Source organism: Geomonas sp. Red32, from assembly GCF_023652955.1.
GTDB lineage: Bacteria > Desulfobacterota > Desulfuromonadia > Geobacterales > Geobacteraceae > Geomonas.
Map to the genome: position 1 here is coordinate 410753 of NZ_JAKLOY010000004.1, position 25530 is coordinate 436282.

The 25530-nt window shown below is 64.2% G+C and carries 20 protein-coding genes; 13 read left to right on the forward strand and 7 right to left on the reverse strand.

Translation table 11 applies throughout. The annotated features are described in order from the left end of the window. The first annotated feature begins 237 nt into the window (after positions 1-237). Positions 238-1938 carry a methyl-accepting chemotaxis protein gene (locus tag L4X63_RS13415; protein WP_250679151.1) on the forward strand — a complete coding sequence of 567 codons (1701 nt, stop codon included), beginning with the start codon at positions 238-240 and terminating at the stop codon, positions 1936-1938. Positions 1939-2064: 126 nt separating this feature from the next. Here L4X63_RS13415 and L4X63_RS13420 read toward each other — a convergent pair whose 3' ends face one another. From L4X63_RS13420 to L4X63_RS13430, 3 genes are all read right to left on the reverse strand, one after another. Continuing rightward, entirely contained in the window at positions 2065-3636 is a 1572-nt protein-coding gene (locus L4X63_RS13420) for a methyl-accepting chemotaxis protein (RefSeq protein ID WP_250679152.1), read from the reverse strand. Positions 3637-3922: 286 nt separating this feature from the next. Then, positions 3923-6229, reverse strand: a complete 2307-nt coding sequence (locus L4X63_RS13425) for a hybrid sensor histidine kinase/response regulator (protein ID WP_250679153.1) — start codon at positions 6227-6229, stop codon at positions 3923-3925. A gap of 69 nt (positions 6230-6298) precedes the next feature. Further along, positions 6299-6568 carry a hypothetical protein gene (locus L4X63_RS13430; RefSeq protein ID WP_250679154.1) on the reverse strand — a complete coding sequence of 90 codons (270 nt, stop codon included), beginning with the start codon at positions 6566-6568 and terminating at the stop codon, positions 6299-6301. A 327-nt stretch (positions 6569-6895) separates the two neighbouring features. Between L4X63_RS13430 and L4X63_RS13435 the strand changes: the two genes are divergently transcribed. Next, complete coding sequence (locus L4X63_RS13435) at positions 6896-7345, forward strand: MarR family winged helix-turn-helix transcriptional regulator (protein ID WP_250679155.1); 450 nt, start codon at positions 6896-6898, stop codon at positions 7343-7345. Between the two features lie 92 nt (positions 7346-7437). Then, complete coding sequence (locus L4X63_RS13440; RefSeq protein WP_250679156.1) at positions 7438-8625, forward strand: multidrug effflux MFS transporter; 1188 nt, start codon at positions 7438-7440, stop codon at positions 8623-8625. A gap of 21 nt (positions 8626-8646) precedes the next feature. Here the strand turns inward: L4X63_RS13440 and L4X63_RS13445 are convergent, their stop codons facing one another. The 3 genes from L4X63_RS13445 to L4X63_RS13455 form a co-directional block, all read right to left on the reverse strand. Next, positions 8647-9513 carry a DMT family transporter gene (locus L4X63_RS13445; protein WP_250679157.1) on the reverse strand — a complete coding sequence of 289 codons (867 nt, stop codon included), beginning with the start codon at positions 9511-9513 and terminating at the stop codon, positions 8647-8649. Positions 9514-9653: 140 nt separating this feature from the next. Further along, positions 9654-10160: a ferritin family protein gene (locus tag L4X63_RS13450; RefSeq protein WP_250679158.1), complete on the reverse strand. Its 507-nt coding sequence runs from the start codon at positions 10158-10160 to the stop codon at positions 9654-9656. A 380-nt stretch (positions 10161-10540) separates the two neighbouring features. After that, entirely contained in the window at positions 10541-11506 is a 966-nt protein-coding gene (locus L4X63_RS13455; RefSeq protein WP_250679159.1) for a LysR family transcriptional regulator, read from the reverse strand. A 248-nt stretch (positions 11507-11754) separates the two neighbouring features. Here L4X63_RS13455 and extH point away from each other — a divergent pair, with 248 nt between their 5' ends. The 5 genes from extH (at position 11755) to L4X63_RS13480 (ending at position 17538) form a co-directional block, all read left to right on the forward strand. Next, positions 11755-13053, forward strand: a complete 1299-nt coding sequence (gene extH, locus L4X63_RS13460; RefSeq protein WP_250679160.1) for a selenite/tellurite reduction operon rhodanese-like protein ExtH — start codon at positions 11755-11757, stop codon at positions 13051-13053. A gap of 60 nt (positions 13054-13113) precedes the next feature. Further along, positions 13114-14334 carry a selenite/tellurite reduction operon porin ExtI gene (gene extI / locus L4X63_RS13465; RefSeq protein WP_502799914.1) on the forward strand — a complete coding sequence of 407 codons (1221 nt, stop codon included), beginning with the start codon at positions 13114-13116 and terminating at the stop codon, positions 14332-14334. Between the two features lie 263 nt (positions 14335-14597). Next, complete coding sequence (gene extM / locus L4X63_RS13470) at positions 14598-16463, forward strand: selenite/tellurite reduction operon c-type cytochrome ExtM (RefSeq protein ID WP_250679162.1); 1866 nt, start codon at positions 14598-14600, stop codon at positions 16461-16463. A 56-nt stretch (positions 16464-16519) separates the two neighbouring features. Further along, entirely contained in the window at positions 16520-16828 is a 309-nt protein-coding gene (locus L4X63_RS13475; protein ID WP_250679163.1) for a hypothetical protein, read from the forward strand. A 188-nt stretch (positions 16829-17016) separates the two neighbouring features. Continuing rightward, on the forward strand, positions 17017-17538 hold the full coding sequence (locus tag L4X63_RS13480) for a L,D-transpeptidase family protein (protein ID WP_250679164.1): 522 nt from the start codon (positions 17017-17019) through the stop codon (positions 17536-17538). Positions 17539-17544: 6 nt separating this feature from the next. Here the strand turns inward: L4X63_RS13480 and L4X63_RS13485 are convergent, their stop codons facing one another. Beyond that, entirely contained in the window at positions 17545-18453 is a 909-nt protein-coding gene (locus L4X63_RS13485; RefSeq protein WP_250679165.1) for a L,D-transpeptidase family protein, read from the reverse strand. A 108-nt stretch (positions 18454-18561) separates the two neighbouring features. Here L4X63_RS13485 and L4X63_RS13490 point away from each other — a divergent pair, with 108 nt between their 5' ends. The 5 genes from L4X63_RS13490 (at position 18562) to L4X63_RS13510 (ending at position 25511) form a co-directional block, all read left to right on the forward strand. Further along, positions 18562-21261 carry a PAS domain S-box protein gene (locus tag L4X63_RS13490; RefSeq protein WP_250679166.1) on the forward strand — a complete coding sequence of 900 codons (2700 nt, stop codon included), beginning with the start codon at positions 18562-18564 and terminating at the stop codon, positions 21259-21261. Further along, entirely contained in the window at positions 21258-22640 is a 1383-nt protein-coding gene (locus L4X63_RS13495) for a sigma-54-dependent transcriptional regulator (protein ID WP_250679167.1), read from the forward strand. Before L4X63_RS13490 ends, L4X63_RS13495 begins: the two co-directional genes overlap by 4 nt. 381 nt (positions 22641-23021) lie before the next feature. Further along, the gene (locus tag L4X63_RS13500) at positions 23022-23429 is read left to right on the forward strand and encodes a hypothetical protein (protein ID WP_250679168.1); all 408 of its coding nucleotides are present in this window, start codon (positions 23022-23024) and stop codon (positions 23427-23429) included. 55 nt (positions 23430-23484) lie between these two features. Then, a complete protein-coding gene (locus L4X63_RS13505) occupies positions 23485-24090 on the forward strand; it encodes a YajG family lipoprotein (RefSeq protein WP_250679169.1) in 606 nt (201 codons plus the stop codon). An 11-nt stretch (positions 24091-24101) separates the two neighbouring features. Continuing rightward, entirely contained in the window at positions 24102-25511 is a 1410-nt protein-coding gene (locus L4X63_RS13510) for a DegQ family serine endoprotease (protein WP_250679170.1), read from the forward strand. Positions 25512-25530 lie beyond the last annotated feature (19 nt).

The following is a 25530-nucleotide window of genomic DNA, read 5'->3' on the forward strand; positions in this document are numbered from 1 at the left end:
TCTTTTTAAAACTTGCTGCCTTATAGCACTTACCCGCGCCTTTTGCAACGTTTATCACTGAATTAAATGGGCCTAATTCTCCAGGCCGGTACTCTTAGTAAAGTATTGGCACTATTTGCCGATACATAAGAGACAAGAAGCCCTGTTTATTCCTCGCGAACGAGGCACACCTGCTCCTGTACCTCCCGCACGTGTGAGAAAGCAGCAACAACGAACACAGTGAAGGTGGAGACCGCCATGAAGATGTCACTCACAACACTCAGCTTCAGATCGAAATTGGTGCTGTTGGTCCTCTCCAGTTGTTTCGTGCTGGGAGCCCCTACCGGCTTCATCGCTCTTCGCGAGTTCATCACCAGCCATACGGCCTATGTCGAAACGTACCGGAAGTCGCTGCAGGACAGCTTCGACCTGCGGGCGAAGAGCGAGGTCGAGCTTGCGGTCAGCACCCTGCAAAGGATCTACGACCGGCAGAAAAACGGAGAAATGACGCTGGACCAGGCCAAGACCCTGGGTGCCGACATCATCCGCAACATGCGTTACGGCAACGGGAGCTACGTCTGGGTCGACACCTCGCAAGGGGTGAACGTCGCCATGATGGGAAAGGCCGCCATCGAGGGAAAGAGCCGCTGGGACCAGCAGGACGTCAACGGCAAGTACATGATGCGGGAGATCATCAAGGCCGGCAAGCAGCCGGGAGGGGGGTACACCGACTACTGGTTCCCGAAGCCGGGAGAGACCAAGCCGCTCCCCAAGCGTAGTTACTCCCTGTACTTCGAGCCGTTCGACTGGGTGATCGGCACCGGCAACTACATCGACGACATCGACCAGGTGGTGAACGCCGCGGCCATCGTCAGCAGCAACCGGATCAAAAGCGGCGTCTACCTGATCGTCGGCGTCACCCTCGCCGTCCTCATCTTCGTGAGCCTTTTGACCCACGTGGTGACCCGGTGGCTCCTCAAGAGCGTCGGGGCGGAACCGGCCGAGATGGAGTCGATCGCCCAGACCGTGGCCCAAGGCGACCTGACGGTATCCATCGAGGCCGGGCACTCCGGCATCTACGAGGCGATGCGGCAGATGGTGGGAAGCCTGCGGCAGGTTATGGAGAAGGTCAACCAGAGCAGCCAGGAGGTCTACCATTCGGCGACCAAGCTCAACGATACCTCCCGGGAGATGACCGACGGGGCCAACGACGTGGTCAGCCGGGCCGCCACCGTGGCGACGGCCAGCGAAGAGATGTCCGCCACCAGCTCCGACATCGCCCTCAACTGCCACCAGGCGGCGGAGAGCTCCAACCGGGCCTCCTCGGTAGCCCGCGACGGCGCCGGAATCGTCCGGGAAACGGTGGAGGGGATGGGGCGCATCGCCGAAAAGGTGCGTCACTCAGCCGGGGCGGTCGAGCAGTTGGGAAGCCGGTCCCAGCAGATCGGGGACATCATCTGCACCATCGAGGACATAGCCGACCAGACGAACCTCCTCGCCCTCAACGCCGCCATCGAGGCGGCCCGGGCCGGCGAGCAGGGGAGAGGCTTCGCTGTGGTCGCCGACGAGGTGCGCGCCCTGGCCGAGCGGACCACCAAGGCGACCCGCGAGATCGACCAGATGATCAAGGGGATCCAGAGCGAGACCAAGCTCGCGGTACGGGCGATGGAAGAAGGGGTCGAGGAAGTCGAGAAGGGTTCCGTGGGGGCCGCCAAGTCCGGCGAAGCACTCGAAATGATCCTTCAGCAGATCTACGACGTGACGGCCCAGATCAACCAGATCGCCACCGCCGCCGAGGAGCAGACCGCGACCACCCGGGAGATCACCCAGAACATCCACGACATCTCCAACATCGTGAGGACCAGCGCCGAAGGCGCCGAAGAGATGTCCCACTCCTCCGCCGGCCTCTCGAATCTTTCCAACGAGCTCCAGGAAATCGTCCAGCGCTTCCGGGTGTAGCCGCCGTCTCCGCCCTCCTACGAAAGAAACGGGCGGCGGTAGCGGCACTCCATCGGCCCACACAGAAAAAGGCCCTTGCCCCCTTCCGGGGCAAGGGCCTTTGCCGTTCGCCAAGAACCTCTCTTCTTACATCCGCTCGTACTGCTGGTCGACATCGTCGTCCAGCCTGAATTCGACCCCAGCCGCCGACCCGGAGGACATTCCCCGATTGGGGGCGCCGCTTCGGGTGAGCCGGGAGTAGGCACCATCAGCTCTCCCCGGTCTCGCCGTCCGGGATTCGGGCATCCTCATCGGCCGGGACCCATAGGAAACCGGCTCTCTCCTCGTCTCGCCGAAGAAGGCTACCACATCCCTCAACTGTTCCGCCTGAGAGGCCAACTCCTCCGAGGTCGAGGCCATCTCCTCGGAAGCCGAGGCGTTCTGCTGGATCACCTGCTCAAGCTGCAAGATTGCCGCATTGATCTGCTCGGCCCCCTGGTCCTGCTCCCGGCAGGCCGCGCTGATCTCCTGCACCAGTTGTGCAGTCCGCTGGATATCGGGAACCAGAACGGTCAGCATGCTTCCCGCCTCTTCCGCGATCGCGACGCTGTCCTTGGAGAGCTTGCCGATCTCCGAGGCCGCCTTCTGGCTTCTTTCCGCGAGCTTTCGCACCTCCGAGGCCACCACCGCGAATCCCTTGCCGTGCTCCCCGGCCCGGGCCGCCTCGATGGCCGCGTTCAGCGCCAAGAGGTTGGTCTGCCGGGCGATCTCTTCGACGATGGAGATCTTGTCGGAAATCTCCCGCATCGCCTGCACCGTGTTGGCCACCGCCACCCCTCCCGACTTGGCGTTTTCCGAACTGAGGGTGGCGATCTTCTCGGTCTGGCAGGCGTTATCGGCATTCTGACGGATGGTCGAGCTCATCTCCTCCATGGCGGCGGAGGCCTCTTCCGCGGCGGCGGCCTGTTCGGTCGCCCCCTGGCTGAGCTCCTGCGAGCCGGTGGAGATCTGGTGGCTCCCGGCGGCGACGTTCTCCACTGCCCGGCAGAGATCGGAGATGGGGCCGGCAATGCTCCGCTTCAACATGAAAAAGGCCGCCAGGTAGACGACCATGGCGGCCAGCATGAACGCGATCGTCTCGGCCGTGGAGCGGTCGGCGGCACTCCTGAGGGACTGCTCCTCGCTGCTCATCCGCTTGGCGCCGTCGGTGGCAAAATCCTTGGCGGCGTTCTCCAGCTTGTGGATATCGTCCTTGTACTCGTCGATGGCCGTATTCGCCTGCTGAGTAGTGGTGATCTTGTTGAGGTCGATCTGGTCGGATACCTTGCCGAAGCCGGTCACGTAGACGGCCAAGGCGGATTTCATGGTCCGGACCACCTCTTTGTCCTGCGGGGTCTGCACGATCCTCTCGAGGTCCGCAACCCTCGACTGGGCGTGCTCCAGCTGCTCCCGCCACTTCCCGCGGTATTCGTTCACCTTGGCCTTGGCGGCGATGTTGATGAAGGAGTCCTTTTCGAAACGGCGCAGCCCGAGAACATCGGCACGCAGACGCTCGGCGTTCTGGGCGATCTTGGCCTCCAGCCCCAGGGTCCTGGAAGTGGCGCCGGAAAGGGAATGAACCGCCCAGTAGCTGGTGGCGCCGACCAGCAACAGCATCGCAAAGGCGGTAGCAAAGGTTAACTTCAGCTTCTGTCCCAGATTCATATTCGCCCCAATCATGGTTCCTCCACCGGAAGAGAGTCCTTTCCCGGGAAACCGGCACGCTCAGGAAGGTCCCAACCTTATCGGCAAAAGGAGGAAAACATGAAGGAGAAAGCCTGATTCCGTCCCCGCCGTCAGGGGGACCGGCGCGAGGAACGGGCAATTTGACGAGGGAGCCGCACCAGGCGCTATCGCTGGCGGGGCATGATGCTCTTGCTGGCGGGGATTGATGCTCTTTCTGGCGGGCGCGATGCTGTTTCTGACGGGGATGATGCTGTTGTGGCGGGAATGGCGGCTTCCGGCGCTACGACTGGAGCACGCTCTGGACCTTCCTGGTAAACGAGGCTGCGTCGAACGGTTTCTGGATGTAATGGATCCCCTCTTCCAGCACCCCCTGGTGGACGATGACGTTGTGGGTATAGCCGGACATGTACAGGGCACGGAGTCCGGCATGCCCCTCCAAAAGCCGCGTGTAGAGCTCGGGCCCGTTCAGGTCCGGCATCACCACGTCGGTGATCAGCAGGTCCAGCTGGCGCCCTTTGCTTATGTTGAGCGCTTCTTCCGCCGTGCCGGCATCCAGCACCTGGAACCCCTGCCCGGCCAGGAACTCCTGCACCATGGCCCTCACCATCTCGTCGTCCTCCACGAGAAGGATGGTCCGCAGCCCGCCCTCCAAGGAGACCTCCGCTTCGGCCGCCGCCTCCTCGGCAACCGGCTCTGCGTCGACGATGGGGAAGTAGCACTTGAAGGTGGTTCCTTTGCCGGGCTCGCTGTAGACCCAGATGTTCCCGCCATGCTGGCGCACGATGCCGTACACGGTGGCGAGCCCCAAGCCGGTCCCCTTCCCCACCCCCTTGGTGGTGAAGAACGGTTCGAAGATGCGCTGGCGGGTCTCCTGGTCCATCCCGCAGCCGTCGTCGCTGACCGCCACCATGAGGTAGCGGCCGGGGACCACCTCGGTATGCAGGCCGGCGTACTCGTTGTCCAGCAGCACCGGGCCGGTCTCGATGATGATCGTGCCGTGGCCGGCGATGGCATCCTGGGCGTTGACGGCGAGGTTCATGATGACCTGCTCGATCTGGTTGCGGTCGGCACGCACACCGTAGCGCTGAGGCGCCAGGTTGAAACGGAGCTCGACGCTCTCGCGGATGGTGTGGCGCAGGATTCCCTTGAGCCCGCCGATCACCTCGCTCAGGTCCATGACCTTCATCTCCAGCACCTGCTTGCGGCTGAAGCTCAACAGCTGCTTCACGAGCTCCCGGGCCTTCCCCGCAGCCTTCAGGACGTTGGAGAGCATGGCAACGGCCTGGTCGTTACCGGCCAGATCCTTCCTCAGGATCTCGGTATACCCCATGATCGGCGTCAGCAGGTTGTTGAAGTCGTGGGCCACCCCGCCGGTCAGCCGGCCGATCGACTCAAGCTTCTGCGCCTGTACCAGCTGCTCGGTCAGGCGGATCCTTTCGGAGATGTCGAGGAAGGTCACCACCGCCCCGGTGATCCGCTCCCCTTCCCGGACCGGATACGCCCAGTACTCGGCGGGAATCGGGGTGCCGTCGATCCGCCAGAAGAATTCGCGGTCACAGTGATAGCGCTCCCCCTTCCGGAAGGCGTCGAAGATCCCGCAACGCTCCATCTGGTAGGGGGTACCGTCGGGCCTGGTGTGATGCAGCAGGCTGTGCATGTTCTTGCCCAAAAGCTGTTGTTCGCTGCCGTACCCCAGCATGGCGACGCAGGCGGCATTGCAGAAGATGCAATTTCCCTCTACGTCGAGGCCATAGATCGCTTCGGCGGTGGAATCGAGCAGGAGCTTGATGCGGGCCTCCTTCGCCACCACCTCGTTCTTGCTCCGCACCTGCTCGGCGAGCGCACTCTCGAGGGCGGCGGTCCGCTCGGCAACGGTGGTCTCCAGTTGCTCCTTGGTGAAAAGGGTCTGCCGCAACCGGTCGGCCATATCGTTAAAGGCCCGGCCGATCTCCCCGAGCTCGTCCTTGCGGTCGCCGCTGAAGCGGTAGGTGAGGCTCCCCTCCCCTATCTCGCGGATCCCGTAGAGAAAGGGGGTGATCGAGTTGCGGAGAAAGAAGTGGACGTAAAAGAAGCCGATCACCATGGCCACCAGCGCCGCCACGTTGACGGCGATGCCGGTGCGCCAAAAGAGCCGCTGCATCGACTTGGTGACGTGTGAGGCGTCGACCCCGATGGTCAGCGACCCGTCGACCTGGTGGCCGGCGTTGCCGTTGACCTCTCCGAAGGCGGGGCCGCCGGGAGAGCCGCCGACGGCGTGAAGGGGGAAGGCAACCTCGAAGATGTTGTGCGCGTTGCTGTTTATCCAGCGGGCGGCACGGATCTCTCCCTCGGCCGACTTGACTATGATGTAGCAGATTTCCGGGTCGAGCACCGCGGCCTTCAGGTGCTGATCCATCCCCCCGTCCCCGTGCTGGTGACCTTCCAGGGTCTTGGCGAGGTAGCCGCCGAAGAGCTCGATCCGGCGCCTGAGCTCTTCCTGGAGGGAGGTGTACTGCTCTTGCAGGAAATAGCCCGCCAGGATGGTGCCGAGGGAAAACACCACCGCGAGGACGATGAGGTTTATTTTCAGCGCGATGCCTGCACGCATCGATCCCCCTTCACGCGCCCCAGCCCGGGCGCCGGGCTTCCCTGCCCGCACCATGGTGGCGGTCAATCCTCACGAAACGATGAAGTGGAAGGTCCGGGGGCGGCAGTAGTCGAGGGCCTTGCCTTCCACCTCAGTGTACGGATACATGAAGTAATTGGTGGTGGAATAGGGGAACCAGAGCTTGACGTTACCGGCCTCGCGGGGTGCGGGGACTTCGATGGAGAAGGTGACGGTGCCGCGCCGTTCTCCGGCAAGAGCGGTACCGCCGCCGAGAGTCAGGAGGAAAACGATGAGCAGGCAGAGGAGGAGAAAAGATCTCTTTGCGGACGCTATAGCCATGTACCGGCACCTCCCTCCCCTCATCTATGAGGCCCGTATTGTCACTACGGAGGTGCCGCGTGTCGCAGAACATTGATACAGAGAGAAGACACATGCTTTATTAATTCATTTTAAATAACACTGCAGCCCTTTTACCAAGCTTAACATTACTCAAACCACTTGCAAGGTTGATTCGCGTTACAGGCTTCGCGTCAAATGTGACAATGTTAATTATTTTATTATCGTATTCTCGGCACATCTCACCCAACGACGAGACCGGGAGCGGGCGCCGCGGAATAATTCTTCCCGGTTGACAGCGGAAGAATTTTAGTTGTATATAGCAACTATATGAAGACTACCGATCAGAAATACAACCTGCACACCTCCCTCGGGCACCTGGCCTCCCGTTTTTCCCGCGCGGTGGTGAAGCGGCTCAACAGTGAGCTCGTCAAGCACCAGCTGCCGATCACCCCGGAACAGTATCTCCTCTTGGGACAGCTGTGGGATTCCAACGGACTGCCGCAGGGTGCGCTGGCGGAGAAAACCGCCAAGGACAAGACCACCATGGCGCGCCTGGCCGCAGGCCTCGAGGAGCGCGGGCTCATCGTGCGGCTTCCCAGCCCCGGCGACGCCAGGGAGCGCCTTTTGTACCTCACCGATGCGGGCAAGGATCTCATGGACCAGGCCACGGCCCTGGCCAAAGCTATCGTGGAGGAGGCCCAGCAGGGGATCGGCGACGAGGAGCTCGAACGCTGCCGCGACGTCCTGCGCCGCGCCTACGCCAACCTCTTGAAGTGATCGGCCCTTTTTTTCGGCAAATAGTTGTATAGAGCAACTTCTTTGGAGATTTCGACGTGATGAAAACGGAAGCAGCGGTTTTACCCGCTGAAATGAGCAGAGCGCAGCTGACCTTCTTCGTGCTGATCCTCGGGGCCCTGACCGCCTTCAGCGCCATGTCCATCGACATGTACCTCCCCGCCTTCCCGGAAATGGCCCGGGATCTCAACATACCGCTCGCCACGGTGCAGCTCTCGGTCTCCGCCTTTCTCTACGGCTCGGCCTTCGGCCAGCTCTTCTACGGCCCGCTCGCCGACCGCTACGGGCGGCGCGGACCGCTCCTCGCCGGGCTCGCCCTCTACGTGCTCTCCACCATCGGATGCGCCATGGTCCACACCGGCTCCGGCCTTCTTTTCTGGAGGGTGGCGATGGCGGTAGGAGGAGGGGCGGGGATGGTCATCTCGCGGGCGGTGGTGCGCGACCTCTACGACACGACGGAAGCGGCCAGGATGTTCTCCCTGCTCATGCTGATCATGGGGGTCGCGCCGATCCTCGCACCGCTGGGAGGTGGGCAGATCCTGCTCATCACCGGATGGAGGGGGATCTTCGGGTTCCTGTCGCTCTTCGGAATCGTTTCGCTGCTGGCGGCTGCGGTGGGGCTCCCCGAATCGCTCCCGAGGGAGCGCCGGCAGAACCGGAGCCTGGCGGAGATGACGAAGGTGTACGGCCACCTCCTTAAGAACCGGCAGTATCTCCGGTACGCCATCGCCCTCGGGTGCGTGGCCGGGTGCAACTTCGCCTACATCTCGGGTGCGCCGCTTTTGTTCATCGAGCTGCACGGCATTTCCCCGCAGCAGTTCGGGCTCTTCTTCGCGGTCAACGCCTTCGGGCTGATCGGGGGCTCCCAGGCCAACCGGAAGCTATTGCGCAGCCACTCCCCCCAGCGGATCGCGGCGGTGGCCTTTGGCGTCAACGCGGCCGCGGGAGTTCTCCTCACCGCCGCCGTCCTCACCGGGGCCGGGGGATTCCCGCTCCAGGCGGTGCTCATCTTCATCGCCCTCTGCACGACCGGGCTTCTCTACCCCAACATCACCGCGCTCGCCATGGCCCCCTTCGACCGGGCGGCGGGCAGCGCCTCGGCGCTGCTGGGGACCATCCAGTACACCCTCGGGGCCTCCGGCGGAGCGCTGGTCGGCCTCTTCAGTAACGGCACGGCCGTCCCGATGACGGTGACCATGGCACTCTGCGGCGTGATTGGCCTCGGCGCGGTCGTCACCGGGACCAGGGCCCGCCGCCATTAACGCCGATAGGAAAGGGAAGCTTCAGGTGCCGGCGTAGCGCGCGGCGCGGTGGGCGCCGATCAGGGTGGCCATGACGACCGAGCCGACGATGAGCAGCCCCCCCATCAGCGTGTTGGCGGTCGGGGCCTCCCCCAGGACGAGGAAGACCCAGACCGGGTTGAATACCGGCTCGATGAGGGCCAGCAGGTTGGCGGTCACCGCGGAGACCCGCTTGATGCCGTAGGAGAAAAAGAGCGAGGCGAAGCCGATCTGCACCACCCCCAGCACGAGGATGCTTCCGATGGCCCGGGGAGTGAAGACCGGCAGGGGGAAGAAGAGCGCGATGCCGAGGGCGACGGCCGCGGCCACCCCGTGGGAAACGAGGAACGATTGCAGCGGGTCGGCCTCTTTCTGCATCCGGGTGAAGACGAACATGAGCGAAAAGGTGAAGGCGGAGGTAAGCGCCAGCAGGTTCCCCAAAAGCTGTCCCGGGGAGAGCCGGTCCATGAAGAGGACCACCATGCCGGCGATGGTGAAAACCAGCGCCAGAAGCTGTTCCCGGTGCAGCCGCTCCTTGAGGACGGTGACCCCGAAAAGGGCGGTGAAGACCGGGGCGAGGTACTGCAGGAGTATGGCGTTGGCGGCGGTGGTGGTCTTGTTGGCGGCCACGAAGAGGAGCATGGTGACCGCATTGGCGAGGGCGGCCGCCAGAAGCGGCCGGGACCACCGGATGCGGAGCGAGCCGATGCAGGCCCAGATGGTGAAAAAGGCGATCAGGCTCCTCAGTCCGGCGATGAGAAAGGGGTTCCAGTCGAGCACCTTGATGAAAAGGCCGGCGAGGCTCCACAAAAAGGCACAGGCGGCCATCGAAAGGGCCCCCGCCAGAGCGGGGGAAAGGCGAGATTCCATAGTGCGATTCCGGGTCTTCCCTCTCCCTCCGGGTGAGGGGCAGGGATGAGGGTGATGTTCCTGCGTGAAAAAAGGGACTGGCTACGTTGGCGGCCAGTCCCCTGAAGGTAAATGCACGTCGTCCCTGGAGATAAGCGGGATTATTTGCTTTCGTAGCTCTGGAGAAAATCCTGCAGCGACTTTATGTGCTCCCGGTCGTCGTTCATCATCGCCTTGAACATGTTCAGGAACTGGTCGCTCGTGAAATCGAGCGCCTGGGCCGTGTGGAATTCCAGCATGGCGGTCTCCATCCTGATGGCGAACTTCAAGGCGGCGGGAACCGAGGGAGGAGAATTTCTCAGGTTGAGGATGGATTCCTTGAAGAGGGCCACGGCGCGGTCCGCCTTCTCCTGGCTGACCGAGGAACCGAGCACCATGTTGGAGGCGAGCCTGAGGCAGAGGTCGAACTGCAGCTGGTGGTTGTCCTCCTCGCGCGCGGTCTTGAGCCACAAGGCGTGGGCCGCGTCGTCGTTCTTATGGACCTTGGCCAGGGTGCGGTAGAGCTCACCCGCCAGGGCTTCGAGATCGGAGCAGGTTTGCAGCAGTTTCCGTAGTGAGTTCTGGTCCTTGACCGCCATGTTCCCGCCTTCGCCCGACGACTTTGCCATCCGTTCGGGCGAATCTATCCCAGCGATGCCTATTTGTCAAACAGAGGAATACCCCTGCCAACCTACGATTATCACTGAGACCGCAGTCCCCTCTCCCCCTTCCCCTCCCTCGCTCGACGAAGCCTATGACCGGAAGGAGCGGCCAACGTTTCCGGTCCCCCTTCCCACTTAAGCATCAAAAATACCCTCGCCCCATCCCCTTACTTTATATGCTCGCCCGTTACAGCCGGGCCCAAGGCACTTTCAACTATCCCCACGCCCCTTCCAGCCTGGCCCAAGCCTCTTTTAACGCCCCCCTCGCCCCTTCTAGCGTAGCCTAAGCCTCTTTCAACTTCGCACCCGCCCCTTCCAGCGTGGCCGAAGACCGGGTGAGGGGGATTCTATCGCCCCCCTTCCCCGTTCGCCACCATCAACCGCCGGTTCGGCAGCCCATCGAGGAGGTCCTGGGGGCTGGAGACGCCGAACTCTTCGAAGAGGTAATCGAGGAAGGTGTTGTGGATTGCCGAGAACCTGCGGCGGCCGAGGATCAAGGTACGTGGCCGGACATGGTCGAAGCCGCGGACCCGGTGAGCCCGCAGTATCCCAGCCTCCACTTCGGAGGCGAAGAGTGCCGACGACCCGAAGGTCACCCCTTTCCCCGCCAGCACCTCCCTGCGGATGAAGGAGAGGTCGTCGAAGTAGACCACGCTGGCGAAATCGCGGCAGCTGCGGTTGAGGGAGGTGAGGTTCTTGTCGATGAAGCGCTTCGCGCACCCTTGCTCGGTCTTCAGGAACAGGCGCTGGCCCAGCAGCATGTCGAGGGTGTTTTCTCCCGCCGGGATTTGCAGGGAGGGAGCGCTGATGAAGAGCACCTCGTCGTGGGGGAGCGGCCAGATGAGCCGGTTGCTGAATTCCACCTCGTCGCAGTGCTCGATAAGGGCCAGATCGAACCGCTCGCTGTCGATGCCCACCAAAGCCTCCTCCGGCATGGCGAAGACGCAGTGGAGATCGACGGTGGCGGCGTGGTCCGAGATGAAGGACTCCAGCACCCTGGCGAGACGGTCCACGCCGAGGGAAGGGGTCGAGCAGAAGGAGATGGCCCGCCTGACCTCGGGGGCTCCCAGCCCCAGGAGGAACTCCTGCTCCAGGTCGAGGATCTTGCGCCCCTTGTCGAGCAGGAGGAGCCCGGCGTCGGTGGGAACCAGGGTGGGTCCGTTACGGTCGAGGAGCGGGGTTCCGATGCTGTCTTCGAGCTGCTTGATGCGCCGGGAGACCGCCGACTGAGTCACGAAGAGAGCCGCGGAAGCCTTGGTGATGCTCCCCAGCGAGACAACCTTCACGAAGGTCTTGAGGAGGGTGAGATCCATACGGGGCACTCCGAACTGGTGATGCGGAAAACGCATGTATTACATGAGAATAATTCACTCATGCTTATGACAATTTTTTTGTAAGATTGCAATAATAATTTAGACTGATAAAGGAATGATTATGAGTCAGTGCTCACCATTTATACACAATGGATCGGGGCGCCTTTCTCAGAGGGAGGTGGCTTAGCAAGAAACGAAGAGCCGGTAATTCAATTTACGATTAACGTTATTTAACCAAAGGAGGGTTTATGTCAGAGAAACTGATTCTCAAGGGCAGATCGGCACTGGCCGGCCTGCTCGCGACGGTTGCAGTCCTGTTCATGGTCAGCGCCGGGTGCGGAACCAAGGGGTACGATGCACCCAGCCGGCCGGTATCCGCCACCGCGCAGACGGCCAACGCCCTCGTCGAAGCGGCCACTCTTCAGCAGTGGGCCTCCCAGGGGCTGGTCAACAGCCAGGATCCCAACACGCTCGACAAGGTGGTGGTCCTCGAAGTCACCACGCCGGCGGCCTATGCCACCGCCCACATCCCCGGCGCGCTGCTGCTCGATTCCACCAACAACGTGGATCTGACCCAGACCCGGCTGGAGGGGGTTGCCGCCATCTCCACCCAGGTTCCCGACGGCACCACCATGGACAACATCATCCAGCGCTCGGGGATCGACAACCGCACCACCATCGTCTTCTCGGTCAGCAAGGGAGGTAACTTCCTCAACATGACCCGCGCCTACTTCACCTTCCGCTACTGGGGCTTCCCGAAAGAGCGCCTGAAGGTGGTCAACGGCGGCGACAACGCCTGGGAGGACGCGGGGCTCACCCTGGCGACCGACGCCACCACGGTTGCCCCCTCCACCTACAGCGTGCGTAACACCGGCCTCAAGGCCTCCTTGCGGCTCGCCATCGGCGACATGATCAAGGCCGTGGACGATCTCAACAAGGGGACCGTGACCGCCAGCGACCTCGCCATCATCGATGCGCGCGGCGGCACCATCACCGCCAACGTCGCCAACGCCATCGTCGACGACTACAACCGTTACGCCGACTTTCCCGGCGGAGTCACCACCAAGACCCGCATGTTCCCCGCCGCAGCTGACCTGGTGACCCGCCTGGAGGCCAAGGGGATCACCGCCGCCCGTTCCAACAACATCGTGTACTGCGCCTCGGGGATGCGCGCCTCGGTCATCTTCTTCGTCCTGGACGGCGTGACCGCCTGGCCGGCCAAGCTCTACGACGGCTCCTGGAACCAGTGGTCCGCCTACGTCTACAACAGCACCACCCCCGCCAACAACCTCCCCACCGGGAGCATCTGGCGGGTCGATGCGGTCACTCCGGGCACCACCGCGCTGCGCACCACCGGGACCATCACCCCGGCCGCCATGGCGCTCGACCCGGTTTCCCACGCCCTCTTCTCCGCCGTCACCGATCCGCGAGCCGACCAGATCCTGCTTCAGGACTCCCAGTACGTCACCACCGGGGCTACCTCCGGCACCGGCACCAGCACCGGCACCAGCGGCGGATCCGGCACCGGGAGCGCCGGGGGCTGCTGACCCACGCCCGCGAAGCGCCAGTGACCAATCGATTTCCTCTACGACAAGGAGTTCCAAACTATGATCATGTCAACTAAATCGGCAGGGGTTGCAGGGTTGACCATCGGCTTCCTGATGCTGGCTGGTACGGCCTTCGCCGGGCCCCAGATGACCTTCGGTCCCGACGACAAGGGTTCGCTGCAGATCGACTACAAGGGGCAGTTCCAGATGACGGTGCGCGACACCGGATCGGGGGACAACAACGACGACACCACCACCAACTTCAACTTCCGCCGTAACCGGCTCGCCCTGATGGGGAACTGGGGCGACCACTTCGGCCTCTACGTCCAGACCGAGTACACCGAGGACCAGAACGTCACCGCCATCGACGTGGCAAGCCAGAACCAGGGGACCCAGTTCCAGCTTCTGGACGCGGTGATGCGTTTCGACCTCAACGACAGCTTCAAGGTCTACGCCGGGAAGTTCAAGTACAACCTCTCCCGCGAGAACCTGGAGGCATGCGAGATGCCGCTCACGCTCGACCGCTCGCTCTTCATCCGCCCCTCCTTCGTCACCACCCGCGACATGGGGGTGGCGGTCTGGGGTAACCTCTTCAACGACATCTTCCAGTACCGGGCCGACGTCATGGAGGGACGCAAGGCGGTCTCCGGCGACACCGCTCCGAGCTCCAACTTCCGCTACTCCTTCCGCGGCCACCTCACCTTCCTCGACCCCGAGAACGCGTACGGCTACAAAGGTACCTACCTCGGCCAGAAGAAGGTGCTGACCGTCGGCGGCGCCTACCAGTTCGAACCGGACGTGGCCTACGGCGACACCGTCAACCGCACCGACAAGAAGGACTACCAGGCCTGGACCTTCGACGGCTACTTCGAGTATCCCTTCGAGGGAGTTGGCACCGTTACCGCCTCCGCGGCCTACGAGCGGGTCGATCTGGACGATCCCCAGTTGGGTGCGAGCCCCGACCTGGGGGCGCTCGGCCTCAACGGCCAGAAAAACGGCTGGTACGTGAAGGGTGGCTACATGCTCCCCTCCCTGCCGCTGCAGTTCTTCGGCCGGTATGAGAAGTGGCGTTTCGCCGAGCTCAACAACATCTTCAACCAGAAGATCGACTGGTTCGGCCTGGGGGCCAACTACTACATCCGCGGCCAGAACCTCAAGGTCACCTTCGAGTACAGCCACACCGACTTCGACCACGAAGGAACCTTCACCGGGCTCCAGGGGGGCAATCTGCGCAGCAAGGACTTCAACACCTTCGTGACCCAGCTGCAGCTGGTATTCTAAAGATACCGGCACCATCGCTCGACATGGCCGACGGCACCCGCCGTCGGCCATTTTTGCGTGTGCAGGCTGGCGGGCGCCGCTCCCCGGAGCGGGATATTCAAAAAATGCAATAAAGTCTTGGTTAATGACACGAGTTTCACTATAGTGGCGCAGACGGCGATTAAACCCGGTAACTGCCGGGGTGGCGGTTCCTGGTGAAAAGGGTGCCGCCCTCACCGCTAACTTTCCCCTTTCGAACCCGGCATCAGATGAACAGTGACCGCATGACAAGGATTCCCCTCCCGATCCCCCTCGACCTGATCCTCACGGCCGCGCTGGGCCTGATCTTCTTGGCTACCCTCGTGCTCTCGGGCTGCACCGCTTCCGGCGGCGGGGCTTCCGGATGCGAGTCGTGCCACGCCGGACTGGAAAAGGCATCGGCAAGCCACTCCGGCTGTGTCTCCTGCCACGGCGGCGATCCCACGGCGGCCACCAAGGAGGCCGCGCACCGCACCATGTTCGGCCCGGGGAACCCGTCCGCGCCGGAACATTGGGAGAGAAGCTGCGGCACCTGCCACCGCTACCAGGTGGGGCGCGTATCCTCCAATCTCATGTACACGGCGAGCGGGATGATCAGGAACATCGGGCTCACCTGGGAAGGGCCCTCCACCCCCTACGGCAGCCGCAAAGCCAAGCTCTTCGACGCGGAGGGGCATCCCTTGGACCTCAAACCGGTGGCGGAGCTCGACCACATCTCGGGCGACCTCTACCGGAAGTTCTGCTCCCGGTGCCACGTCGCCTACCCGGCCTCCGGCGTCTACGGCGCCAGCCACGCGTCCGGCTGCGCGGCCTGCCATTTCCCCTACAACGACGCCGGAATCTATCAGGGAAACGATCCTTCCTTGCGGGGAAAAACCCATTCCGCCAGCCACACCATGGAACGCCTCCCCGGCACCGAAGTCTGCACCCGCTGCCACAACCGCAGCGGCCGGATCGCCCTCTCCTTCCAGGGACTCTACGACGGCAACAACTCGTTCGTTCCCACCAGCCACGGCGATCCCGGTCCGATACTGATGAGCGGCGTCCGCAACGCGGTCCATATCGCCCCCGACGTCCACGCCGCCGCCGGGATGGAGTGCATCGACTGCCATACCTCCCGCGACGTGATGGGGGACGGCTACGCCTACCGCAACATGAACCTCCAGACCGAGATCGCCTGCGAGGACTGCCACGGCGGTACCCGCCCCCCCCGCTACCGGGAGATCCTGCGCGAGAACGAGGAGCCCCTGCGCGAGTCCAAGGGGTACCGGATCCCGATGCGGCAGGGAATGAAGATGATGCTGACCGCCAAGGGGCGGAGCTACTCGAACGCCTTCTACGCAGACGGCACGGTCTACGTGCTCGGCAAGCGAAGCGGCAAGCTGTTCCGGAGCAAGGTCATCACCGGCACCGCCGAGCACACCGTCTCCGGCCACGCCCGGATGGAGTGCTACGCCTGCCACTCCCGCACGGCGGTCCAGTGCTACGGCTGCCACACGAAGTACGACAAAAGCGAGTCCGGCATGGACTTCATCAAGGGGAGGCGGACCCCGGGGAGTTTCAGCGAGACCGAGGACTACCGGATGCTCTACCCGTTCCCCCTGGCGCTGAACCAGCGGGGGAGGATCTCCCCGGTCACCCCAGGCTGCCAGACCTTCGTCACTGTGGTCGATCCCGACGGCGAAGTGGCCAAGAGCGAGTACGTGGCGCGTTTCAAGGGGAAGCACCAGCTCCGCTTCGCCCCCTTCTATTCGCACAATACCGGCAAGAAGGCGGTGGCCTGCGCCGAGTGCCACGGCAACCCCGCGTTTCTTGGGTTCGGGCAGCACGTGGTATCGGGGCGCAACATCGAGGCGACCCTGATTTGCGAGCGTTCGGACGAGAAGCCGCTGGACGGTTTCCTCACCATGCGAAACGGCATGGTCCGGGCCTACTCGGCGATCACCCGCGAGCATTCCCGTCCCCTCGACACGGCCGAGGTGCGGCGGACCCTGGCGGTCAACAGCTGCCTCATCTGTCACGAAAAGGCAGCCGACCCGATCTACCGGAAGAAACTCGACTACCGCGCCCTCGACGACCCGCTCCACCGCCGTCTGCTGGCGCGGCCGTGAAGGGACGGGATAAAAATGGGCGGGGATGGGAGGGAAGCGGCGTGAAGGGGGAACTCATGAGGCAGGCGAAGGGAATCGGCTTTCTGGTACTGGGGTCTTGGCTGGTGGCGACGCCGGTGTCGGCCGACACCATGGTCATCACCTATCGTTCGGGGAAGGTGCAGAAGGTGGTACTGGATGACTCCAGCGCGGAGGTGAGCAGCATCGGCTACCAAGGCGAGCCCCCGGCGGCCGCCGCCCCGAAGACGCCGCCCGCTCCCGCCCAAAGTGAATCGCCGGTTCCGGCCGGGGAAACCGCTGCGAAACGGGCGCCCGGAAAGGAGAAGCCATCCTTCACCATCCGGTGGGCGCCCCCGAGGGAATAACCGGACGGCCGCTCTTTCCTCCTTTCACGGTAAACCTTCGGCGGCCGACGCTCCCGGTGCCGCGGCACCGGCACGGCGGTGGCGTCAGCCAGTGGATCCACGAGAGCCTCTGTGGTTCAGGGAGAACGGAAGGCGGCCCGAGAGGAAGTGATGGCGATAACACGCGGAATTCTGGTAAACTCGCGCGCATGACAAAGTATCCTCGTATCGGCTTTCTTACCCTGCTGCTCTCCTTCCTGGTAGCGGCTCCGTCACAGGCGGCTCCCCCACCGACCTCGCCTCCCCCGGCGGTGGACCGGGTGGTCGTCCTCAAGGGGGCCAAGGTGATGGAGTTGCTCAAGAACGGCCAAGTCATCCGCTCGTACCGGGTCGCCCTGGGGAGAAATACGGCGGGACCGAAGCGCAAAGCGGGGGACTGCCGCACGCCCGAGGGGATCTACCTCATCGACCGGCGCAACGGCAAAAGTGCCTTCCACAAGTCGCTCCACATCTCCTACCCCAACAACGCCGACGCCGCCACCGCCCGCAACGAAGGGCACTCGCCCGGCGGCAACATCGCCATCCACGGCCTTCCCAAGGGATTCGACGACCTGGAGGACATTCACTACCGGAAGAACTGGACCAAGGGGTGCATTGCGGTGAACAACCGCGAGATCGACGAGATCTGGAAACTGGTCCCCGACGGCACCCCGGTGGAGATCAGGCCCTGATGCGGCTTACCGGGTGACGTCGGTGACCACCCCCGACCGGGCGGCCAGCGCCTGCTTCAACTTCTCCTGGTCGACCATCGCGGTCACCCCCTTTTTCTCCAGCAGGGAGCGCACCTCCCGCTCGAGGTCTCTCCCCGGTGCCTGGCGCACATCCTCATGCACCTCCACCAGCACGCGGCCTCCGGAGAAAGCCACCTTGACCGGCTGGTCAACGATGGTGACCCGCGTCCCCACGGGGACCCGCCGGAAGAGCGCGGTGATGTCCTCGGGATAGAGATGCATGCAGCCGTGACTCACCCGCATCCCGATCCCGTAAGGACGGTCGGTGCCGTGGATCAGCACGGTCCCGATGGAAAGGCGGAGGGCATGGCTTCCCAGCGGGTTATCCGGCCCTGGCGGCACCACAGCAGGCAGCTCCGGCTTCTGGGCCCGGATCGAGGCCGGGACGTGCCAGGCAGGTTTTTCGATCTTTTCGATGATACTGTAGGTGCCGAGCGGGGTATCCCACCCCTCGTCCCCGATCCCGATGGGAAAGGTCGTCACGCTCTTCCCCCGGTGCCCGGGGAAAAGGTAGAGGCGCATGTCGGCAAGGTTCACCACGATACCCTGTTCGGCCGGCGTCTCCGGCAGAATCCACCTGGTCGGCAGGGTTATTTTGGTTCCCGGGTCGGGGACGAAGGGATCGACCCCGGGGTTGGCCGAGGTGATCTCGTTGTAGCCCAGGTCGTGGGCCCGGGCGATCTCCAAAAGAGAGTCGTCCTCACCGGCCGCCAGCGACTTGAGCTCCCCGCCGACCCCGCCGTGAAACGCGACCTCGGCCGCAAGGGCCCGGGAGCCGCTCCCCATACCGGCGAGAAGAAGGAGCATGAGCGCGCCGCCGCGCCACCCGGCCCTTCGAAAGTAGTTCCTGGTCATACTGCTCCTGTACTATCATGAAGATAAGGTAGACTATCCCTTAACAATGTACCTCAGCAAGCACCGCGTGCGAGTTTTTTTCTCCGAACCAGCCGCCCAAGCGCCCCCATGACCAGACCAGCAGAAGAAAACGTCCACCACGGCCTCTACCGCAATCCGCTCCTGTGGGTGGGGCTCGTCGTCGCCGGCGTGGCCGGAAACCGTTATCCCTTCACGTTTTTCCTGGACATCCATTTCCTGTTCGGCTCGATCTTCTCCCTGCTGGCACTCCAGTTCTTCGGCCTCAGGCGCGGGATGGCCGCCGGTGCGGTGATCGCCGGAAGCGCCTGGCTCTTCCAGGGCACCCCCTACCCCGCACTGATCATGGCGGCCGAGGTGGCCGCGGTGGGGTTCCTCGTGTTGCGCCGTAACATGGCCATGGTGGTGGCCGACACCTGCTACTGGCTCTTCGCCGGGATACCGGCCACCTACCTCTGTTACCACCTGGCACTCGCGCTCCCCTACGGGAGCACCACCATAACGATGGCGAAGCTGACGGTGAACGGCATCACCAACGCCCTGGTGGCGCGGATGCTGTACATGGCCGCCGCCGTCTACTCCCGGAGGATCACCCTTTCCTACCGGGAGATCATGCACAACCTCTTCTCGTTCTTCGTGCTCTTCCCAAGCCTCGTGGTCCTCGCCTTCACGAGCAGGGCCGACTTCCGGGACACCGAGCGCGCCATCCGGACCTCTTTGGACCAGGACAGCCAGCGTATCGACCGGCTGATGGAAAGCTGGGCGCTCAGCCGCAAGCAGAACCTGGTCGTGCTGGCGGACACCATCGCCAAGGCATCTCCGTCGGAGATCCGCCCCTACCTGGCCCTCGCCACCCGCGCGGAGCTCGACTTCCGGCAGATCGCCCTCATGGACCGCTCGGGAGAGGTGGTCGCCTTCTACCCGCCCCCCGGGCCCGGAGGCTCCCCAAACGTCGGGCTCTACCTCGCCGACCGCCACTACGTCCCCCGTCTCCGGCAGACCCTGGCCCCCATGCTCTCCGATGTCTCCTTCCTCTGGGACACGCCTCCCCGCCCGCGGGTCGCCATGCTCGCTCCGGTGGTCAAGCGGGGGGAATTCGCCGGGTACCTGTGCGGGGTCATCTCCCTCGAGCGGACACGGACACTCCTCGACAAGTTCACCGAGCACACCGGAAAGCTCTACACGCTCACCGACAAGCACGGCAGGGTGATCATGACCAACCGGCCGGTGGACGAAAGCGGAAGCGGTTCTCCCCCGGAGGGGACCGGCCGCCAGGGGCTGCCGTCGGCGCTCACCGCCGCGGCCACCGGCGGCAAGACGGCAGGGGCACCGGCGTACCTGTCCGAAATCGTGGTGGGGGACCTGGGCGAGTGGAAGCTGACCCTCGAGCAGCCCGCCGCCCCCTTCCAGAAGGCGCTCTACGCGAGCTACCTGGAAAAGCTCACCCTTTTATTGGTGGTCCTCCTCGCTTCCCTCGGGCTGGCCGAACTGCTGAGCCGCCGGATGATGCTCAGCCTGGAAACGCTCTTGCAGGTCACCCGCGCCCTCCCCGCCCGGCTTGCCTCCGGAGCCACCGTGCAGTGGCCGGAGACCAGCGTGTCGGAAGGGGCCTACCTGATGACCAACTTCAGGGAGATGGCCGATTCCCTCCAGGACCAGTTCTGCCGCATCCAGGCGGCCAAGGAGGCCGCCGCCCGGCAGACGGAGCTGATCAAGGAGAGCGAGGAGAAGTACCGCCTGCTCTTCGACAGCGCCAACGACGCCATGTTCATCTCCGAAATCGACGGCCGCATCCTCCAGGCCAATCCGCGGGCAATCGAGCGCCTCGGCTACTCCGGCGAGGAACTGGCGGAGCTCTCCACCTGCCAGATCGAGGGTGACGGGGATCTCCGGCAGCGGGAGGAGCGCCTGGCGGCCATACGGCGGCAGACCGCGCTCACCTACGAGACCCTGCACCGGCCCAAGGAGGGCACTCCCGTCCCGGTGGAGGTGAGCGCCCGGCTCATCCAGTGGGGGGACCGTCCGGTCATCCTGAGCATCTGCCGGGACATCACCGAGCGCAAGCAGGCCTACCAGGCACGGGTCATCGCCATGCGCGACCTGATCAGCGCCATCGCGCACCAGTGGCGCCAGCCGCTCGCCACCCTGGGGATGATCGTGCAGCGCACCCACGCCCTCGGGACCCGGGGAGAGCTCCCCCCCGGTCATCTCGACGAGTTCAAGGCCAACGCCATGCGCCAGGTCCGCTACATGTCCGATACCATCGAGGAGTTCCGCAACTTCTACCGCCCCGACAAGGAGCGGCAGGAGTTCTCCGCCGTCGGCTGCATAAATGAAGCGCTCCAGCTGCTCGAGGCCCAGCTCAACCACCACGCCATCGCCGTGCAACTGGAAGGGGGGGAGGCCGCCGGGCTCCGGCTGCAGGGAGGGCCAAGCGAGTTCAAGCAGGTCATCCTCAACCTTTTGGCCAACGCGCGCGACGCGATCCTCGAGAACCGCGAGAAGAACGGGATGGCCTGCGAGGGGAGGATCGTCATCTGCCTGACCGCCCCCCAGCCCGGCCGCCTCGCCATCGAGGTGATCGACAACGGCTGCGGCATCGGCAAGGAGGTCGAGCCCCGCCTCTTCACTCCCCACTTCACCACCAAGAGCGAGCGGGGAGGAACCGGCATCGGCCTGTACCTCTCCAGGATGATCATCGAAGAGAGCATGGGGGGGAGCCTGACCCTCGTGCCGGGGGGGACCGGTGCGACCTTCCGCATCGAGCTCCCGACAGGAAAGGAATCATGAACGACTTGAAGAAGCTGACCGTATTGCTGGTGGAGGACGAAGCCGATCTCCGCAGGGAAACCGGGGCGTTCCTCGCCCTGTACTGCCACCGGGTGCTGGAGGCGGCCAACGGCGCCGACGCCCTGGCCGTTTTTGCCGCCCAGGAGCCCGACCTCGTGATAAGCGACATCCGGATGCCGGTCATGGACGGCCTGGAGCTCGCGGCCAGGCTCAAGGAGAGCTCGCCCGCCACCCCGGTGGTCCTGTGCACCGCCTTCACCGAGACCGGCTACCTGATAAAGGCCATCGAGCTCGGGGTAAGCGGCTTCGTCCGGAAACCGGCCGACGGCGACGAGCTGGTCGCTACCATCGCCCGGGTAGCCCTCCCGGTGCTTCAGCGCCGCCAGATCGAGGGACTCTCCAGCGAACTGAGCGCGAACCTGTGGGAAAGCCTCGGCGGGGCCCCGTTGCATCGCCCGCTGGCCGAGCAGGTGGCCCGGGTGGCGCGCAGCTCCTACAACGTCCTTCTCCAGGGAGAAACCGGCTCCGGCAAGTCCCGCCTCGCCTCGATGATCCACGCCCTGAGCCCGCGCCGGTCCGCACCGCTCATCACCGTGCAGATGGGCGCCCTCCCGGTCACCCTGGTGGAGAGCGAGCTCTTCGGCCACGTCAAGGGAGCCTTCACCGGCGCCGACCGCAACCGGACCGGTTTGGCGGAGCGCGCCGACGGAGGAACGCTCTTCCTGGACGACATCGAGTCCGCCCCTCCCGAACTGCAGGCGAAGCTGCTCCGCTTCGTCGAGGAGAAGCGTTTCACCCCGGTGGGGGGGAGCGAAGAGAAACGGGCGGACGTCCGGGTCATCGCGGCGAGCAATCGCAACCTGAAGAAGGAGGCGGCCGAGGGGAGGTTCCGGGAGGATCTCTACTTCCGGCTGGCCGACACCGTGCTGGCGCTCCCGCCGCTGCGCTCCACCCCGGAGGCGATCCTCCCGCTCGCGCTCCGCTTCCTCAGTGAGAGCTGCGAAGAGCTGGGGGTCCCGGTCCCGCTGATCGACGACGAGGCCGTAGCTCTCCTCGCCTCCCTCCCCTGGCCGGGAAACATCCGGCAGTTGAAGAGCGTGATCCGGCGGGTCGCCCTGGAGACCGGCGGGGTGATCCGCGCGGCCGACGTCGCGGCGCTCTCCGGCGCACCGGAGTCCTCCCCCGTCCTCCCCCCCACCGAGCCCCTCCTCCCCCCTCCCTTCCCTTGCAGCATGGAGACCGTGGAGCGCTGGTTACTGGAGCAGGCCCTTCGCCACTGCGGCGGCAAGAGGATGAAGACCGCGGCCATGCTCGGGATGAACTACTACACCTTCCGCCGCAAGCTCGAAAAGTACGGCCTGGGCGGCAGCGACGACTGAGGGGGCGGCCCCGCCCCCGCTCCACTTGGACCCGGTAGCTGACGCAGGAGCCCCGCCCGGGCGATCTATCTCAGCGGCGGTTTAAGCTATTCATTTTCGCTATCCATTTTGGATACCACTATCTCCACCGCCCACCCTCCCTTCCCGCCCCTCAATCGCCTAACCGCCCGCAATCGCAACCATTTCAATTCCGGCACGCTAGATGCTAACCTGAGAGCATAGTTAAGAGCTCCGGGTTGCCAAACGGCTTCCGTTATACCCTCGTCCCTTCAGGGGAGAGGGTGGCGGAAGGCCGGGTGAGGGAGCATGTTCGTCTTTGGAATCATTGGCAGTCAAACCGGCATCCGGCCCAAGGGGCGGATGCCCACAAGGAGGAAGGTTATGAAAACGATGACGCTGGTGGGGATGGGGTTGGTGACTTCGGCACTGTTGATGTCGGGATGCGCGACGGAAAGTTTCGTCCATGGACAGACGGACCCGTTGGGCGACCGGATGGGGAAACTGGAGGCACGGGTAGGGACGCTGGAAACCAAACTTGCCGCCACCGAAGCGAAGCTCAACCAGGTGGAAGCCGCAGACAAGGGGGACCGCGCCGGGATCCAGGATGCCAAGGATACCGCGAACCGTGCCCTGGAAATGGCGAAGAGCGCCGAGGCTGAAGCAAGGGATGCCCGCGGCGACGCCCACAAGGGAGCGGTAGCCGCCGAAACCGCCGACAAGGCCGCCAAAGAAGCCGAAAAAGCCGCCAAGAAGGCCGAGAAGATCTTCCGCCTCGAACAGAAGAAGTAACCGCAGGCCGGGGGAGCGAACGCTACCCCGGCAGCCGTGAAACAAGGAGAACGCCATGAAGAAGGTATTCCCCATTCTGCTGATCGTTGCGGTTATGGCCCTGGCCGGCTGCACGAGCCTTCCGCACCGCATCGATCTCATGTACATCCCGAGCGGGCCCGTCAAGGGGGGAAGCGGCCAGATCTACCTCGCCGCTCCCAAAGGGGCCACCGCTCTCCCGGGAGAACAGCTGCGCTGGGTGGTGGGTGAGATCAAGGATTCCGACGGCCGGGTGACCGACGACATAACCTCGCCGCTCGCCCCCCGCGACCAGATCACCGACGCCCTCACCCAGGAACTCGAGAAGGCGGGCTACCAAGTCCTCAAGGGGGAAGCCCCGCCGGAAATAGTCTCCGGCCCCTACCTGCGGCTGAGCGACGTGAAGATCGACCTCACCGAGAGCCCCTCCTGGTTCAAGGTCACCTCGTCGGCCTTGGTCTCGGCCAAGCTGGAGATCTGGCGTTCCGGCACGCTCGTCAAAACCGAGCGGTATGACGCTTCGTTCGAGGAGAGCTACGCGCGGACCCAGCCCGAGGAGTTGCAGGTCCTGCTGCAGAAGGCGCTGGAAGGCGTTACCGAAAAGGCGATCCCTGATGTGATCAGGAACCTCGGTTCGCAATAAGGAGAAGGTCCATGAAATTCACCAGGTACCTTACCACGGCCGTGGCCGCGGCGGCGCTCTTGATCGGCTCCGCCACGGTGACCCTGGCCGCCCTGCCGTTGGGGGAGGCGGATCACGGCGCCCCCAACTTCGCGAAGCTCGCCGAGGTACTGACCCCGGCGGTGGTCAACATCAGCACGCGGAAAAACGTCAAGCCTCAGCTCCCCAGCGGCGAACAGCAGTCACCGTCGGGAAACCCCTTCGAGGAGTTCTTCAAGCACTTCTACGGCGACATTCCGCAGCACCGGCATGCCGAGACCAGTCTCGGCTCCGGCGTCATCATCAGCAGTGACGGGGAAATTGTCACCAACTACCACGTGGTCGCCGATGCCGACGAGATCACCGTGCGGCTTTCCGACCATCGCCACTACAAGGCGAAGGTACTGGGGAGCGACGACAAGCTCGACGTAGCAGTCCTGAAGATCGACGCCAAGGGGAACCTCCACCCGGCACCGCTGGGGGACAGCGACCTGATCCGGGTGGGTGACTGGGTGATGGCGATCGGCAACCCCTTCGGCCTGGAACGGACGGTCACCGCCGGGATCATCAGCGCCAAGGGGCGGGTGATCGGCTCCGGCCCCTACGACGACTTCCTGCAGACCGATGCCTCCATCAACCCCGGCAACTCCGGGGGCCCCCTCATCAACGGCCGCGGCGAAGTGATCGGTATCAACACCGCCATCATCGCCTCCGGCCAGGGGATCGGCTTCGCCATCCCGATCGACATGGTGAAGTCGGTGCTCCCGCAACTGAAGGAAGGGAAAGAGATCACCCGCGGCTATCTCGGGGTGAGCGTCCAGACGGTGACCGAGGAGCTCGCGAGCTCGTTCGGGCTCGAGGAGCCGACCGGTGCGCTGGTGGCTGAGGTCAGTGCCGGTGGGCCGGCGGACAAGGCCGGGGTCAAGGCGGGCGACGTCATCCTCACGTTCGACGGCAAGACCGTCCACGACATGACCGAGCTTCCCCGCATGGTGGCGGGAACCGCGGTGGGAAAAACCGTCCACCTCACGCTGTTGCGGGACGGGAAGAAGATCGACAAGACCGCCGTCGTCGCCCGGCTCCCCGAGGAGCGGAAGGCCACTTCCGCGGCGGCGGACCAAAGCGCCGCGGGACTCTCGGTGGAGGATCTGACCCCCGAGTATGCGCAAAGCGCGGGGATCGCCTTCCAGCCCGCGGTGGTGGTGACCGCAGTTGCCCCGGACAGTGCCGCCGAGGCGGCGGGGATCAAGGTCAACGACCTGATCCGCCAGGTAAACGGTGTGAACGTGACGACCAAGGCCGCGTACGGCCACGCCTTGGAGCGGGTTGCCAAGGGAGCGTCCGTGAGGCTCCTGCTGAAGCGGGGGGAAACCTTCCTCTTCGTTGCCTTCACCCTTCCCTAGGCCCCTTCGCTGGGACGAG

Coding starts and splice junctions, on each gene's coding strand:
- L4X63_RS13450 (WP_250679158.1), bottom strand. CDS start 10,160: ATGGCAAAGTCGTCGGGCGAAGGCGGGAACATGGCGGTCAAGGACCAG.
- L4X63_RS13430 (WP_250679154.1), bottom strand. CDS start 6,568: ATGGCTATAGCGTCCGCAAAGAGATCTTTTCTCCTCCTCTGCCTGCTC.
- extI (WP_502799914.1), top strand. CDS start 13,114: ATGATCATGTCAACTAAATCGGCAGGGGTTGCAGGGTTGACCATCGGC.
- L4X63_RS13485 (WP_250679165.1), bottom strand. CDS start 18,453: ATGACCAGGAACTACTTTCGAAGGGCCGGGTGGCGCGGCGGCGCGCTC.
- extH (WP_250679160.1), top strand. CDS start 11,755: ATGTCAGAGAAACTGATTCTCAAGGGCAGATCGGCACTGGCCGGCCTG.
- L4X63_RS13505 (WP_250679169.1), top strand. CDS start 23,485: ATGAAGAAGGTATTCCCCATTCTGCTGATCGTTGCGGTTATGGCCCTG.
- L4X63_RS13445 (WP_250679157.1), bottom strand. CDS start 9,513: ATGGAATCTCGCCTTTCCCCCGCTCTGGCGGGGGCCCTTTCGATGGCC.
- extM (WP_250679162.1), top strand. CDS start 14,598: ATGACAAGGATTCCCCTCCCGATCCCCCTCGACCTGATCCTCACGGCC.
- L4X63_RS13500 (WP_250679168.1), top strand. CDS start 23,022: ATGAAAACGATGACGCTGGTGGGGATGGGGTTGGTGACTTCGGCACTG.
- L4X63_RS13510 (WP_250679170.1), top strand. CDS start 24,102: ATGAAATTCACCAGGTACCTTACCACGGCCGTGGCCGCGGCGGCGCTC.
- L4X63_RS13455 (WP_250679159.1), bottom strand. CDS start 11,506: ATGGATCTCACCCTCCTCAAGACCTTCGTGAAGGTTGTCTCGCTGGGG.
- L4X63_RS13495 (WP_250679167.1), top strand. CDS start 21,258: ATGAACGACTTGAAGAAGCTGACCGTATTGCTGGTGGAGGACGAAGCC.
- L4X63_RS13475 (WP_250679163.1), top strand. CDS start 16,520: ATGAGGCAGGCGAAGGGAATCGGCTTTCTGGTACTGGGGTCTTGGCTG.
- L4X63_RS13425 (WP_250679153.1), bottom strand. CDS start 6,229: ATGCGTGCAGGCATCGCGCTGAAAATAAACCTCATCGTCCTCGCGGTG.
- L4X63_RS13435 (WP_250679155.1), top strand. CDS start 6,896: ATGAAGACTACCGATCAGAAATACAACCTGCACACCTCCCTCGGGCAC.
- L4X63_RS13415 (WP_250679151.1), top strand. CDS start 238: ATGAAGATGTCACTCACAACACTCAGCTTCAGATCGAAATTGGTGCTG.
- L4X63_RS13440 (WP_250679156.1), top strand. CDS start 7,438: ATGAGCAGAGCGCAGCTGACCTTCTTCGTGCTGATCCTCGGGGCCCTG.
- L4X63_RS13480 (WP_250679164.1), top strand. CDS start 17,017: ATGACAAAGTATCCTCGTATCGGCTTTCTTACCCTGCTGCTCTCCTTC.
- L4X63_RS13420 (WP_250679152.1), bottom strand. CDS start 3,636: ATGATTGGGGCGAATATGAATCTGGGACAGAAGCTGAAGTTAACCTTT.
- L4X63_RS13490 (WP_250679166.1), top strand. CDS start 18,562: ATGACCAGACCAGCAGAAGAAAACGTCCACCACGGCCTCTACCGCAAT.